This window comes from uncultured Polaribacter sp. (assembly GCF_947501385.1).
In the GTDB taxonomy this organism is placed as follows: domain Bacteria; phylum Bacteroidota; class Bacteroidia; order Flavobacteriales; family Flavobacteriaceae; genus Polaribacter.
Genome location: NZ_CANMVP010000014.1, coordinates 86,759 through 101,334 on the forward strand (window position 1 = coordinate 86,759; position 14,576 = coordinate 101,334).

The window sequence follows — 14,576 nt, forward strand, 5'->3', positions numbered from 1 at the left end:
TTTATGAGTACCCCGAAAGTAAAACAAATAACACTCAAATTTTTCAGTTTATTTTCAGCAGTAAGAGGGTATAATATATTGGTGCTAGTGTTTGCGCAATATTTAGCGGCTATTTTTATTTTTTCTCCCACAAAATCTTTGAGAGAAGTTGTTTTCGATCTACATCTTTTATATGTAGTTTTAGCCTCTGTTTTTGTAATCTCAGGGGGTTATATTATCAATAATTTTTACGATGCAAAGGTCGATAAAATTAACAGACCCGTTAAAGCCAATTTAGACAATTATGTAAAACAGTCAACAAAACTGAGACTTTACTTTCTTCTAAATTTTATTGGTTTCGCTTTCGGAATTTTAATTTCTTGGAAAGCAGCATTATTTTTTGCTTTGTATATTTTTGGAATTTGGTTCTATTCTCATAAATTAAAAAAACATTCATTTGTTGGTGTTATCTCTGCAACCGTGCTTACGGTTTTGCCTTTTTTTGCTGTGTTTATCTATTTTGGTAATTTTTCAAAAATTATTTTTGTGTATGCAAGTTTCTTGTTTTTAGTGATCATGGTTCGAGAATTGTTAAAAGACTTAGAAAATATAAAAGGAGCTATTGCGAATAATTACGCTACATTTCCTGTAGTGCATGGTGAGAAAAAAACAAAACAACTTTCTATCTTATTGTTGGTTTTTACTCTTTTCCCGATAGGTATTTTGTTCAGCTATCCTGCACTAAGTTATATGCGTTATTATTTTTATTTCGCACTGATTGTCTTAGTATTTGTAGGTTTTTATCTTTGGAAATCAACCACCAAAAACCAATATAGAACCCTACACAATATTTTAAAACTGTTATTATTAGTAGGTGTTTTGTTTTTAATTTTTATAGATACTTCGTTGCTTTTAGATAAAGTAATTGATAGATTGAACTAGAATTCAAGAATATAACTACCTTTGCAAAAATTTTTATAATGAAAGCAAATAAAAACTCGTCGCGAGGACGACAAGAAGGTAAAAAAAGTACTCCTCTCAATAGAAAATCTCCAAAAAAAGAATTCAAAAAAATCAAAGAAGCTCCAAAATCTGATGAATCTTCAGGGATTCGTTTAAACAAATACATTGCCAATTCAGGCGTTTGCTCAAGGAGAGAAGCAGATACCTATATAGAACATGGTAGTGTAGAGGTAAATGGAAAATTAGTTACAGAAATGGGCTACAAAGTTCAGCCAAATGATACTGTAAAATTCGATGGAACTTCAATTACACCAGAACAAAAAAAATACGTTTTATTAAACAAGCCTAAAAATTACATCACTACGATGGATGATGATCGTGGTAGAAAGACGGTTATGGAATTAATTGCTAACGCTTCAAAGGAAAGAATTTATCCTGTAGGTCGTTTAGATAGAAACACAACCGGTTTGTTATTATTTACAAACGATGGCGATTTGGCTAAAAAACTAACACATCCAAAACATAATGTACGTAAATTATACCACGCTTCTTTAGATAAAAAACTAGATTTAAGAGATTTAGAAAAGTTACGTGGAGAAGTAATTATTGAAGGTAGAAAAGTGTTTATCGATGCTGTTTCTTATGTAGATGGACAACCAAAATCTGAAATTGGTATTGAAATCCACTCAGGAAGAAATAGAATTGTACGTAAGATCTTTGAACATCTAGGATACAAGGTGAATAAATTAGATCGAGTAATTTTCGCTGAATTAACAAAAAAGAATCTTCCAAGAGGAAGATGGAGAGAATTGACAAATTTAGAAGTTACAAATCTTCAAATGATGAAATAATTTTTGTCATTCAGAAGGAGGAACGACTGAAGAATCTTTAGCTCTATTACTTTAAAATTTTAATGAATGTCCCATTGAGCGTACCGAGAAAAAAAAATTATCTTCCGAAGCTTCGGAACGATTGGAATGACATAAGATAAATGATTATAAGCATGTCTGTTCGAGCATTGTCAAAATCAAAATGTATTTTGATTGAAGGTAGCTTGCGAAGCAAATCGAGAACTATTAATTCGCTTAAAATCAATAAATTAAATAAACACGTCAATGGTGGCGTTCCGAAGCTTCGGAAGAGAATTATTCAAAGCTAGTAAAAACATTTCGACTGCGCTCAATAGGACATTTATCTACGTTTTCTTTAAATTTTTATGCGCTTAAAACTATAAAATCTACCAATCTTGCGGCCAAATTCGCAGTGATATGATCCACATCAAAATCTGGATTCAGTTCTGCAATATCACAAGAAATTACTTTTTTACTTTCGAATAAAAAAGCCAACACTTTATATACAAAATTAGGATTGAAACCAAGTGGAGAAGGAGCACTCACTCCTGGTGCATAAGCCGATGAAAACCCATCTAAATCTATGGTAATGTATAGATAGTCTACTTTATCTATAAACGAATTTAACTTGCTTTTTAAGGATGCATCAAATGTTTCACATTCAAAATTAGAAACATAGGAAACTTTATTTTTTGCTGCGATGTCAAATAATTCTTTGGTGTTTGATTGTTGTTGAATTCCGATAGCAAAATAAGAAGCAGTATTATTTTCTTTTAAAATTTGATTGAACGGAGTTCCTGAATTTGGCTGTGTTTCAATAGTTCTTAAATCGAAATGTGCATCAAAATTTAGGATTCCTATTTTGTTATTTGATGTGTTTTTTAGAGCCTTTTTTATGCCATTAAAATTAGCATAGGCAATATCGTGTCCGCCGCCAATTGCAATCGGTAAAATATGGTTGTTAATTAATTTAGCAATCGTTTTAGAAAGTGCTTTTTGGCAATCTTCCATATTGCTGTCAATACAAATGACATCACCAAAATCTGTAATTTTTTTATCATGGAAGTGAATAGGGAGTTTACTTAGTTTATTTCGAACACTTTTTGGGCCTTTTCTAGCGCCAATTCTACCTTGGTTTCTATGCACACCTTCATCACAAACATATCCGATCAAACCAATATCTGTGGAGTTTTTAGTCTCTAAATCTTCAATGCTTAAAGCTTGAATTTCTTGATGCCAATATTGATTTTTAAGCTTAGCACTTCTTCCAGACCAATTATTTTGATTTCCAGGAGTATAATCGACATTTAAATTTTTAAAAAAACTCATTTTTATGATTTTAAAATTTCTTTGCCTTTTAAAAATACTTTTTCAATGACATGGTTTCCAAAAGAATACGGAATAAAATGGTAAGAATTTATTTTTTTTGTAAGAATTAAGTTAGCCAATTTTCCTTTGGTGATAGCACCTACTTTGTCTTGTAAATTCATTGCGTAAGCGCCGTTAATAGTTGCTGCGTTTATGGCTTCTTCTGGTGTCATTTTCATTTTAATACAAGCTGTAGCAACAACAAAATTCATGTTTCCAGAAGGAGAAGAACCAGGATTGTAATCTGTTGCTAAAGCCAACGGCAAGCCTTCGTCTATCATTTTTCTTGCAGGCGTATAGGGAATACTTAAAAAATAGGAGCAAGCTGGTAAGGCAACAGGCATTGTTTTGGTGTTTTTTAACGCTTCAAGATCTTCATTCCTCATTACTTCTAAATGATCTACAGACAAGACGTTGTGTTCAACACCAGTTTGAACGCCTCCAATGGCAGTAAACTGGTTCACATGAATTTTACCCACCAAACCATATTTTTTTCCAGCTTTTAAAATTTGCTGGGTGTCTTCAACTGAGAAATAACCAGTTTCACAGAAAATATCTATAAAATCTGCTAAGTTTTCTTTTGCTATTTCTGGAAGAATCTCATCAATCAACATTTTTAAATACCCGGTTTTATTGTTTTTATATGCAGCAGGTAGCGCATGCGCCCCTAAGAAAGTAGCTTTTATTTCTATTGGATAATTTTCTTTCAGTTTTTTAATAACGCGAAGCATCTTTAATTCTGACGCTACAGTTAAACCATAACCCGATTTTATTTCTACCGCACCAGTTCCTAGCAGCATAATTTCCTCTAAACGAATTTTACTTTGTTTGTATAAATCTGCTTCTGAAGTTTCCTGTAATTTTTTTGCTGAGTTTAAAATACCGCCTCCATTTTTTGCAATTTCTTCGTAAGAAAGTCCGTTAATGCGAGCTACAAATTCATCTTCTCTATTGCCAGCAAAAACCAAATGTGTATGAGAATCGCACCAAGAAGGCAACATCATTTTTCCTTTTGCATCAATAATTTTTACATCTATTTTAGGGCAGTTTTCCATAACTCCAAAATCAGAAATGAATCCATTTTCAACCAATAAAAAGGCATTTTTAATCGTTGGTAAAATACTCATTTCTTTTCCTGAAAGAAAATCAATAGCTTCTTCTCTAACCTGAATTAATTCTTTGATATTTTTAAAAAGGACGTTCATTAGAATAATTCTTTTAATAAGTTTTCTTCTACTAAGTTAGGTAAAGTAATTTTTAAGTTTGGGGTTCTTTCCATTTCTCTTTTAATAGCAAAAATCGCTTCATCATTTCTAGCCCAACTTCTTCTAGCAATTCCGTTATTTACGTCATAAAAAAGCATGTTTTTTAATTTTTCTTCGGCTTCTTTCGTTCCATCTAACAACATTCCGAAACCACCATTCATTACTTCTCCCCAGCCAACACCGCCACCATTATGAATAGAAACCCAAGTTGCGCCTCTAAAACTGTCTCCAATAACATTGTGAATTGCCATGTCTGCCGTAAATTTACTTCCGTCGTAAATATTAGAAGTTTCTCTAAACGGAGAATCTGTTCCGCTCACATCATGATGATCTCTTCCTAAAATTACAGCACCAATTTTACCTTCGGCAATGGCATTGTTAAACGCTTTTGCAATTTCTATTCTGCCTTCAGCATCTGCATATAAAATTCTGGCTTTAGAACCTACCACCATTTTATTTGCTTTCGCATTTTGTATCCAAGTGATGTTGTCTTGCATTTGGAGCTGAATTTCTTTTGGAGATTTTTTCATGATTTTCTCTAAAACGCTTGCTGCAATTTCATCAGTTGTATCTAAATCTGCTGTTTTTCCTGAAGCACAAACCCATCTAAAAGGACCAAAACCATAATCGAAACACATGGGACCTAAAATATCTTGAACATAAGAAGGGTATTTAAAATCGATTTTATTTTTTGCCATTACGTCTGCGCCCGCTCTGGATGCTTCTAATAAAAAAGCGTTCCCATAATCAAAAAAGTACGTTCCTTTTTTTGTATGATTGTTGATGGATTTTGCATGTCTTCGCAAAGATTTTTGTACTTTTTCTTTAAAAAGTTTAGGATTTTCTTTGATAAGGATGTTTGATTCTTCATACGATAAATCTGCAGGATAATAACCACCTGACCAAGGAATATGAAGTGATGTTTGATCTGAACCAATATGAATAAAGATATTTTCTCTGTCAAAACACTCCCAAACATCAATAATATTTCCAATAAAAGCAATAGAAACAACCTCTTTATTTTTTTGAGCTTGTAAGGTTCTTTCTACTAAAATATCAAGATCATCAATTAAAACATCTACCCAACCTTGTTCGTGTCTTTTTGTGGCAGCTTTTGGGTTTACTTCTGCACAAATTGTAATACAGCCAGCAATATTTCCTGCTTTTGGTTGTGCACCACTCATGCCTCCTAAACCTGCTGTTAGAAATATCTTTCCACTTGGATTTTCCTCTTTTTTTAAAATTTTCCGAAAGGCATTCATCACCGTGATAGTGGTTCCATGTACAATGCCTTGTGGGCCAATATACATAAAAGAACCCGCAGTCATTTGCCCGTATTGTGTAACACCTAGTGCATTGAATTTCTCCCAATCGTTTGATTTCGAATAATTCGGAATCATCATTCCGTTGGTAACCACAACTCTTGGTGCATTTTTAGAGGAAGGAAATAAGCCCATCGGATGACCAGAATACAAATGCAATGTTTGTGCTTCTGTCATGATTGCTAAGTACTGCATTACCAAAAGATATTGCGCCCAATTTTGAAAAACGGCGCCATTTCCACCATAGGTTATCAATTCTTCTGGATGCTGCGCCACTTCGGGATTCAAGTTATTATGAATCATTAACATAATTGCGGCCGCTTGTTGTGTTTTTGCAGGATATTCTGAAATGTCTCGTGCAAATATTTTATAATCTGGTTTAAATCTATACATATAAATTCTACCATATTCTTTTAATTCTTCAGCAAATTCCAATGCTAATTCTTGATGCCATTCTTTAGGAAAATAACGCAGCGCATTTTTTATAGCGAGTTTTTTTTCTTCAATGGATAAAACATCTTTCCTTTTTGGAGCTCTATTAGCATCTATTAGATACTTTTTTTTAGCGGGTAACTTTTTTGGAATTCCTTCTAAAACTTGTTCTTTAAATGTCATGTTGTTTTTATTTTACAAGTATTTTTTTAGTTTTTACCAATTGAATCATGTTGTTGATGTCGTCTTTTAAAAGTCTGTCTTCTTCTAATTTATCAACTTTTTCTCTAATAATTGAGTGATTTTTTTCAATAATTTTAGAGAATGTATTTGGTCTTCTAAACTCAAGAGCTTGTGCAGCATACATCAATTCTATGGCTAGTATTTTTTCTAAGTTTTCTAAAATTTGGTTGTATTTTCTTCCAGAAATACTTCCCATAGAAACATGATCTTCTTGTCCTAAAGAGGTAGGAATACTATCTGCAGAAGGAGGGAAGCACAACGATTTATTTTCGGTAACCAAAGCAGCGGTTGTGTATTGAGGAATCATAAAACCAGAATTCAATCCACCACTTTTAGTTAATAATCTTGGCAAGCCATATTTTCCTTCTATCAATAAATAACAGCGTCTGTCTGCAATATTTCCTAATTCAGATACCGCAATAGAACAGTAATCTAAAGCCATGGCTAAAGGTTGTCCGTGAAAATTTCCGCCAGAAATGGCTTCGGTTTCACTTAAAACAATAGGATTGTCTGTCACCGAATTCATTTCTATTTCTGCCAATTCTAATAAATGATAATAGGCATTTCTAGAGGCACCATGAACCTGAGGAATACAGCGCATCGAATAAGGGTCTTGAACACGTTCGCAATTTTCATGCGAAGTAATATTTTGAGAATCTTTAAATAAGTTTCGCATTCTTTTTGCAACAGCTAAACTTCCTTTAAAAGGTCTTATTTTATGTAATTCTTCTTTAAATGGGGAAGCACTTCCTTTATAGCCTTCTATGCTCATGGCCCCACAAACATCAGCTAAATCTAACAAATACTCCATTTTTAAGAGTCCTGTTATGGTATGTGCTAATATAAATTGTGTGCCGTTTATTAAACCCAAGCCTTCTTTTGCATGCAATTCTAAGGGTTCTAAATTATGACTTTCTAGAACTTTCTTAGCAGGAATAATTTTACCATCCATCCAGAAATCTCCTGCACCAATGATTGGTAAAAATAGGTGTGAAAGTGGGGCTAAATCTCCTGATGCACCAACAGAGCCTTGTTTTGGAACGGTTGGTAATAAATCGTTTTCAATAAAATAAATAATGCGCTCAATCAGTTCTAGGCGAACTCCAGAATACCCTTGACACAGTGCATGCACTTTACAAATCATCATAATTTTAGACAAGTTTTTGTCTATATTTTCACCAACACCAACGGCATGTGTAATCAATAGGTTTTTTTGAAGTTGATTGGTTTCTTCTCGAGAAATTTGAACGTCACATAAAGGACCAAATCCAGTATTTATACCATAAATAGGAGTATTGTTTTTGGTGATGGTTTCTACTTTTTTTCTGCAAGAAATAATCTTTTTTTCAGCTTCAGCATCAATAACTGCTTTTAAAGTGCCGTTTGCGATTTTTTCTACTTTATGAAGTGTAAGTTGATCAATTCCGTATTTAAATACCATTGTTTTTGTTGATTGTGTTTTAACAAAGTTATCATTACTTTTGATGCTTATTAAGATTGTTTAATATATTAATTAATAACTATGAAGTATCAAATAGAGTTAAGACACCTTCGTTATTTTTTAGCAGTTTCAGAAGAATTGCATTTTAGAAAAGCTGCTGAAAAACTATTTATTTCTCAACCAGGACTGAGTAGGCAAATTAAATTCTTAGAAAAAGAATTGGGTGTAATTTTGTTTGAAAGACATACTAGAAAAGTAATTTTAACTGCTGCAGGAGTTTATTTACAAACTAAATTTTCCAATCAATTAAAAACACTTTCCCACACTTTAGATAATGTAAAATTGATTCATGATGGAAAAAAAGGAGAATTAAAAATAGGGTATGTGGGGTCTGCCATGCAGAACGTTATTCCTAATTTATTAGTGAATTTTGAAAAAAATCATCCTGATATTTTATTTGATTTAAAAGAAATCGACAATAGAAAACAGTTAGATGATTTGCTTTCTTTTTCTTTAGATATTGGCTTTGTTCGTTTAGAAAGAGTGCCTAGAGCTTTAGAAATTAAAACAATTTTAAAAGAATCTTTTTGTTTGGTTTTGCCTAAAAATCACCCTATACATAAAGATAATTTTAAAAGTTTAGCGCAGTTTAAAGAGGAGTCCTTTATACTTTTTGATTCAAAATACAGTGCGTCTTATTACGAAAAAGTAATGCAAATTTTTGATGATTGTGGTTTTGCACCTCTAATTTCTCACAATACGATTCATTCTAGCTCTATTTTTAAATTGGTAGAAAATAATTTCGGTATTTCTATTGTGCCGAAATCATTAGCTCAAAAAAGAGGGTATAAAATAAAGTTTATTGAACTAGATATGATTCCTCAGCAAACAACACTTTCTGTAATTTGGAATAAAAAAAACGGCAACCCTATATTAGATGATGTTTTAGCGCTTCTTTAATTGTTGAAATACAAGCACAAAAAAACCCGAACAAAAAGTTCGGGTTTTAAGTGGTACCTCCAGGAATCGAACCAGGGACACAAGGATTTTCAGTCCTTTGCTCTACCAACTGAGCTAAGGTACCATTGCCTTAGCGGACTTGCCTGTCTGCAAGCAGGTGCAAATATAAAATGTTTTTTTACATCTGCTAAGGAAAATCTAAAAAAAATCTGTTGTACTTTTGATTTTCATCTAAATTAGTACCATGAATCTAACTGTAGATATTGGAAACACAAGAGTTAAAGCTGCTGTTTTTGAGGAAGATAAACTCATTGATTTGTTTGTTTTTGATAAGAAAAAAATAATTTCAGAAATTAAAAAAATTGTAAAAAAAAGAACAATTTCTGCTGCAATTGTATCAAATGTTGCGACTATTTCAGAAAAAAAAATGGTTCAATTGAATAAAATCATCCATTTTCAAGTGGTTTCTGCAACTTCAAAGGTTCCTTTTATCAATTTATACAAAACTCCAGAAACCTTAGGTGTTGATAGAATTGCTCTAGTTGCAGCTGCGGTAAAACAATTTCCAAATAAAAACGTTTTGGTCATAGATGCCGGAACTTGTATTACTTTTGATTTTGTAAATAGCAAAGCAGAATATTTGGGTGGCGCCATTTCTCCGGGAATACAACTCCGGTATAAAGCTTTAAATATATTTACGGCAAATCTCCCCCTAATAGCATCTTTAGAATTGAAAAATTTCATAGGAAGAAATACAGAAGAAAGTATTATCTCTGGTGTTTTAAATGGCGTTCAAAAAGAGATTGAGGGCGTAATAAATGACTATAAAGAAGAATTTTTACATTTAACAGTAGTTTTAACAGGAGGAGACACAAATTTCTTGTCAAAACAATTAAAAAGTAGCATATTTGCCAATCAAAATTTTCTCCTTCAAGGATTAAATGAAATATTGAAATATAACGAATAAAATGATTAGAAAGATTTTAGTAGTTTTTTTACTGATAACTTCCACTACTTTATTGGCGCAAAGAACAAGTTCTTCTCCATATTCTTTTTTCGGAGTAGGAGAACAATACAGCCCAAGAACTGTTGAAAACAATAGTATGGGTGGAATAGGTGTTGCATTTAATCACTATAAATATTTAAATTTTACAAATCCTGCAGCAAATGCGTTTCTAAGACAAACAACCTATTCGTTTGGGGTTTTAAATAATGATTTAACTTTAAAGACAGAAAATACGAAGCAAAGTGCTACTTCAACGAGTCTAAGTTATATCGCTTTGGGTTTTCCAATTGGTAGTAAAGCGGGTTTTTCTTTAGGATTACAGCCCATTTCTTCTGTGGGGTATTCTTTAACCAATAATGATTTTGATGCGAATGACGATTTAACAGCAATTACTCTGTATTCAGGCGAAGGCGGTGTAAATCGTATTTACGGTAGTTTTGGAATAAAGATTTCAAAAGAATTTTCTATAGGTATTGAAGCCGATTATAGTTTTGGTAATATAGAAAATAGCATAACTAACCAAAGAGCAGATGTTACTTTGGCTACGAAATATACTGAAGAAAATATTATTAGAGGAGGCGCTGTAAAATTGGGAACACAATATCAAAAATTTCTAAAAGAAAGCTTATACATAAGCGCAGGTGCTACTTTTAAGTTTGGTAACGATTTGACATCCACAGGAAATGAAAGTTTATATTCATTAACAATTTCTAGCGCTGGTACAGATATTCCTAGAGACACAATTTCTAGTGGAGCTGTTAATGGAAAATACAAATTACCCTTACAAACAAATTTTGGAGTGGGTATGGGAAAGTACGATAAATGGCACATAGGTTTAGAGTATGAATCTCAAGACGCTCTGCAGCAAGAAGGGTTCACCAACAATACAAATTCTTCTTACAGATATGAAAAATCAAATAGATTTTCTTTAGGAGGATTTTATTTACCAAAAATAAATTCAATTTCAAGTTATTGGAATAGAGTTACTTATAGAGCGGGTTTGCGATTTGAAAAGGTAGGTTTGGCTATTGATGGTGCTGGCGCTGGTACGAATTTTACGTCTATAAGCGACTTTGGCATGTCTTTTGGATTAGGTTTACCACTGAAACAACTATCTAATGTTAATTTAGGTTTTGAATACGGGAAAAGAGGAACGACTTCGAACAACTTAATTCAAGAAAATTATTTTAACTTTAGGCTCAGCTTATCATTAAATGATAGATGGTTCGTTAAAAGAAGAATTGATTAACTCAAAATACAACAAAAATGAAGAAAATTACGTTTTTATTAGCTGCGATGTTGTTTATAACAACTGTAGAAACAAATGGACAGGATGCAAACAGAGAATGTACTATTAAGTACAATCTATTCAAAGGAGATTTTCAGTCTAAGAAATATGAAGATGCCTATACAAATTGGATATATTTAATGGACAATTGTAAAGATTTGTCTGTAAATATTTATAAATATGGAGCTACCTTAGCTGAAGAAGTTAAGAAAGATCCTGCTTTAGCAAAAAGAGTTTACGAACAAAGGTTGCAATATTTCCCAAAACAGAATCCCGCAAAAGTTCATAGTGATTATGCAACTTATTTAGCAGAGAACAAGTTAGCTTCAGAAGAAGAAATTTTTACAATTCTTGAAAAAGGATACAGCATAGACCCAACAAAAATGGGTGTAAAGAATTTATATTTGTATTTTCAGGGAGTTACTGATAGAAACAAAGACACCACTCCTCAAAGGGTCTTTGATACCTATGATGATGTAATAGAAAATGTAAATTTAAAATTAGAAGGCTATGCAGCCAAGTTGGTAGAATTAACCAAAGACTCTATAAATAATAAAAAATTGATACATGCTTACAGCGTTAATTCAAAAGCTTTAGGTCAGGTAGAGGGCGGTTTAGATGCTATTATTTCTGAAATAGCTACTTGTGAACGTTTAGTACCCTTATATCAAAGAGATTTTGAAGCAAACAAAACGAATGCTGTATGGTTGAAAAGATCGGTTTCTAGAATGTTTAATAAAGGTTGTCAGAAAGATCCTTTGTTTGAGAAATTGGTAAGAGCTTTTGCACAAGCTTCTCCGTCTCCAGAAGCCTATGCTTTCTTAGCAAATGTTTTAGAAGATAATGACGATACTGCTGGAGCAAGTGCGATGAGACAAAAATCTTTCGATTTAGAGACAGATCCTTTAAAGAAAGCAAAATATAAATTGAAGTTTGCACAAGCGGCGAAAGATAGAGGTCAATTAAGTAAAGCTAGAAGTTTGGCTAGAGAAGCCTTAACTTTTAATCCTAATTCAGGAAGAGCCTATTTATTTATTGCAAGCTTGTATGCTTCTAGTGTAAATAATTGTGGAAGCAATGAATTTGAAAAAAGAATGGTCTATGTTGCCGCTTTAAACAAAGCAAGAAGAGCAGCAGCTGTAGACCCTAGTATGTCTTCAACTGCAAGAAAATACATTAGAAATTATGCAGCAAATTCACCAAATCAATCTGTAATATTTACAGCAGGTATGACACCAGGAGCAAGTTATAAAATTGGTTGTTGGATTGGTGAAACCGTTAGAATTCCAAAAAAATAGTTTTTTGAAAAACTATAAACAAATATGTATAAAAAGCATTACTGTAATTTCTTTTACAGTAATGCTTTTTTCTTGTTCTAATAGTTCTGAAGAAGTTCGTAACTTGTTAGAAGAAAAAAATCTGCCTATTGGTAAAGCTAAAAATGCTTATCATGTGTATAAAGATTCAGGGAGCATTACCTCTAAACTCATTACACCATTATTATTAGATTTTAGCAATAGAAACAAGCATCCCTACAATGAATTTCCAAAAGGAATTAAAATTATTAATTTTAATAACAATGCAAAGGATTCTGTAACAATTCTTGGAGATTATGCACTATCTTATGCAAAAACAGAAATTTCGGAAATAAGAGGAAATGTAGTTGTTTTAAATCATACAGATAAAAGTAGACTAGAAACAGATCAATTGTTTTGGGATCAGAAAACAAAATATTTTGTATCAGAAAAACCCTTTACTTTGTATAAAGAAAAAGATACAGTTATAGGAATTGGTTTTGAATGCAAAGAAGATTTAAGTAAGTATTTAGCAAAAAAAACCACAGGAAGATTAGAAACTCAAGAATAAAATTATGAATAGAATTTGGAAATTTTTTCAATACGGTTATTTAATGGTGGCATTTATTTGTGTCGTAGAAGGAATTGTACGTTGGAATATAGACAGAAGTAGGTCTTATTTATTTCTTGGTTTTGCAATTTTTATTACTTTAGTATTTTTCTTTAAAAGACATTTTAGAAAAAAAGTAGAAAAGAGAAACAATCAAAACAAATAGTTTATAAATTTCTGAATGGAAATTGAACTCGTTATTATATTCATTTCAATTTTACTTTCCGCATTTTTTTCGGGAATGGAAATTGCATTTGTCTCTGCAAATAAATTACACATAGAATTAGAAAAGAAGAGAGAGGGTTTTCTTCCTAAAATTTTAAATAAAATTACCCAAAAGTCTTCAAAATTTATTACCACAATGTTGGTGGGCAATAATATTTCATTGGTAATTTATAGTTATTTTATGGGGAAATTCTTGATAAGAATATTACCATTAGAAGGTTTCAATGAATTTTCTATATTACTTATACAAACCATAATTTCTACAATTATAATTCTTGTTACGGCAGAGTTTTTACCAAAAGCATTGTTTCGAATTTATGCAAACAAAGTTTTAAAAATCTTTGTTGTACCCGCCTATTTTTTCTATGTGCTGTTTCATTTTTTTTCAGAATTCATCACTGTAATTTCAGATTTCTTTCTAAGAGTTTTCTTTAAAACAAACGCAGATGAACAGCAAGTTGAGTTTAGTAAAGAAGAATTAGGGAATTATATTTCTGAACAGCTAGAAACAGGAAACGAAAATGAAGAAGTAGATTCTGAAATTCAGATTTTTCAAAATGCTTTAGAATTTCATAATGTAAAAGCCAGAGAAGTAATGGTTCCTAGAACCGAGATTATTGCGGTAGAAACTCATGAAAAAGTAACCAATCTAAAGAAGATTTTTATAGAAACAGGCTTGTCTAAAGTATTGGTTTATAAAACCTCTATGGATGATGTTATTGGCTATGTAAATGCTTTTGAACTTTTTAAAAGACCAAAAACAATAAAGTCTATTCTATTGCCTGTAGAGCTAGTACCAGAATCGATGATGATTAATGATACGTTAAATATTCTAATGAAAAAACGCAAGAGTGTAGCTGTTGTTGTAGATGAATATGGAGGTACTTCTGGAATGATCACTGTAGAGGATATTGTAGAAGAGCTGTTTGGTGAAATTGAAGATGAACACGATTCTCAAGAATTCCTTGAGGAAAAAGTAAATGAAACAACGTTTAACTTTTCTGCAAGATTAGAAGTAGATTATTTAAATGAAGAGTATGGTTTACACATTCCAAAATCTGAAGCTTATGAAACGCTAGGTGGTTTTATTATAGAGCATACAGAAAATATACCCGAAGAGAATGAAGTTTTAGATATCGAAGAATTTGAATTTCGAATATTAAAAACAAGTGGTGCAAAAATAGACGATGTTTGTTTAAAAATAATAGCTCCAGAAGACTAGCAGAATTTACATCTTTACTTTCTCTTTACATACGAATCAACTTCCTAGGTATTTCGTTTAAAATGGGTTGCAATATTAAAACCCAAATCGTATATTCGCCCACTGA

13 protein-coding genes and 1 tRNA gene are annotated in these 14,576 nt (G+C 32.0%); 9 read left to right on the forward strand and 5 right to left on the reverse strand.

Features of this window, described 5'->3' with window-relative positions:
• Nucleotides 1-3: 3 nt before the first annotated feature.
• Both Q0998_RS10640 and Q0998_RS10645 read left to right on the forward strand, forming a co-directional pair.
• Nucleotides 4-921, forward strand: coding sequence for a geranylgeranylglycerol-phosphate geranylgeranyltransferase (locus tag Q0998_RS10640; RefSeq protein WP_299669833.1), 918 nt, complete (start codon nucleotides 4-6; stop codon nucleotides 919-921).
• A 38-nt stretch (nucleotides 922-959) separates the two neighbouring features.
• Nucleotides 960-1,793 carry a pseudouridine synthase gene (locus Q0998_RS10645; protein WP_299669835.1) on the forward strand — a complete coding sequence of 278 codons (834 nt, stop codon included), beginning with the start codon at nucleotides 960-962 and terminating at the stop codon, nucleotides 1,791-1,793.
• Nucleotides 1,794-2,156: 363 nt separating this feature from the next.
• Here the strand turns inward: Q0998_RS10645 and hutG are convergent, their stop codons facing one another.
• The 4 genes from hutG to hutH are packed head-to-tail and all read right to left on the reverse strand — an operon-like array spanning nucleotide 2,157 to nucleotide 7,864.
• The gene (gene hutG / locus Q0998_RS10650) at nucleotides 2,157-3,122 is read right to left on the reverse strand and encodes a formimidoylglutamase (RefSeq protein ID WP_299669837.1); all 966 of its coding nucleotides are present in this window, start codon (nucleotides 3,120-3,122) and stop codon (nucleotides 2,157-2,159) included.
• A 2-nt stretch (nucleotides 3,123-3,124) separates the two neighbouring features.
• Nucleotides 3,125-4,366 carry an imidazolonepropionase gene (hutI, locus tag Q0998_RS10655; protein WP_299669839.1) on the reverse strand — a complete coding sequence of 414 codons (1,242 nt, stop codon included), beginning with the start codon at nucleotides 4,364-4,366 and terminating at the stop codon, nucleotides 3,125-3,127.
• Nucleotides 4,366-6,363, reverse strand: a complete 1,998-nt coding sequence (locus Q0998_RS10660; protein ID WP_299669841.1) for a urocanate hydratase — start codon at nucleotides 6,361-6,363, stop codon at nucleotides 4,366-4,368. Before Q0998_RS10660 ends, hutI begins: the two co-directional genes overlap by 1 nt.
• Nucleotides 6,364-6,370: 7 nt before the next feature.
• On the reverse strand, nucleotides 6,371-7,864 hold the full coding sequence (gene hutH, locus Q0998_RS10665) for a histidine ammonia-lyase (protein ID WP_299669843.1): 1,494 nt from the start codon (nucleotides 7,862-7,864) through the stop codon (nucleotides 6,371-6,373).
• 81 nt (nucleotides 7,865-7,945) lie between these two features.
• Here hutH and Q0998_RS10670 point away from each other — a divergent pair, with 81 nt between their 5' ends.
• The gene (locus Q0998_RS10670) at nucleotides 7,946-8,824 is read left to right on the forward strand and encodes a LysR family transcriptional regulator (protein WP_299669845.1); all 879 of its coding nucleotides are present in this window, start codon (nucleotides 7,946-7,948) and stop codon (nucleotides 8,822-8,824) included.
• Between the two features lie 51 nt (nucleotides 8,825-8,875).
• On the opposite strand, the gene Q0998_RS10675 is transcribed toward Q0998_RS10670, so the two are convergent.
• Nucleotides 8,876-8,948 (reverse strand) — tRNA-Phe (locus Q0998_RS10675).
• Nucleotides 8,949-9,068: 120 nt separating this feature from the next.
• Between Q0998_RS10675 and Q0998_RS10680 the strand changes: the two genes are divergently transcribed.
• From Q0998_RS10680 to Q0998_RS10705, 6 genes are read left to right on the forward strand one after another with little or no spacing between them, the layout of a single operon-like run.
• Complete coding sequence (locus tag Q0998_RS10680) at nucleotides 9,069-9,791, forward strand: type III pantothenate kinase (RefSeq protein WP_299669847.1); 723 nt, start codon at nucleotides 9,069-9,071, stop codon at nucleotides 9,789-9,791.
• A 1-nt stretch (nucleotide 9,792) separates the two neighbouring features.
• A complete protein-coding gene (locus Q0998_RS10685; RefSeq protein WP_299669849.1) occupies nucleotides 9,793-11,079 on the forward strand; it encodes a hypothetical protein in 1,287 nt (428 codons plus the stop codon).
• 17 nt (nucleotides 11,080-11,096) lie between these two features.
• Complete coding sequence (locus Q0998_RS10690) at nucleotides 11,097-12,416, forward strand: hypothetical protein (protein ID WP_299669851.1); 1,320 nt, start codon at nucleotides 11,097-11,099, stop codon at nucleotides 12,414-12,416.
• A gap of 4 nt (nucleotides 12,417-12,420) precedes the next feature.
• Nucleotides 12,421-12,984, forward strand: coding sequence for an LPS export ABC transporter periplasmic protein LptC (gene lptC, locus Q0998_RS10695; protein ID WP_299669853.1), 564 nt, complete (start codon nucleotides 12,421-12,423; stop codon nucleotides 12,982-12,984).
• Nucleotides 12,985-12,988: 4 nt separating this feature from the next.
• On the forward strand, nucleotides 12,989-13,189 hold the full coding sequence (locus Q0998_RS10700) for a hypothetical protein (RefSeq protein ID WP_299669855.1): 201 nt from the start codon (nucleotides 12,989-12,991) through the stop codon (nucleotides 13,187-13,189).
• 15 nt (nucleotides 13,190-13,204) lie between these two features.
• Nucleotides 13,205-14,470, forward strand: a complete 1,266-nt coding sequence (locus Q0998_RS10705; RefSeq protein WP_299669857.1) for a hemolysin family protein — start codon at nucleotides 13,205-13,207, stop codon at nucleotides 14,468-14,470.
• Nucleotides 14,471-14,576 lie beyond the last annotated feature (106 nt).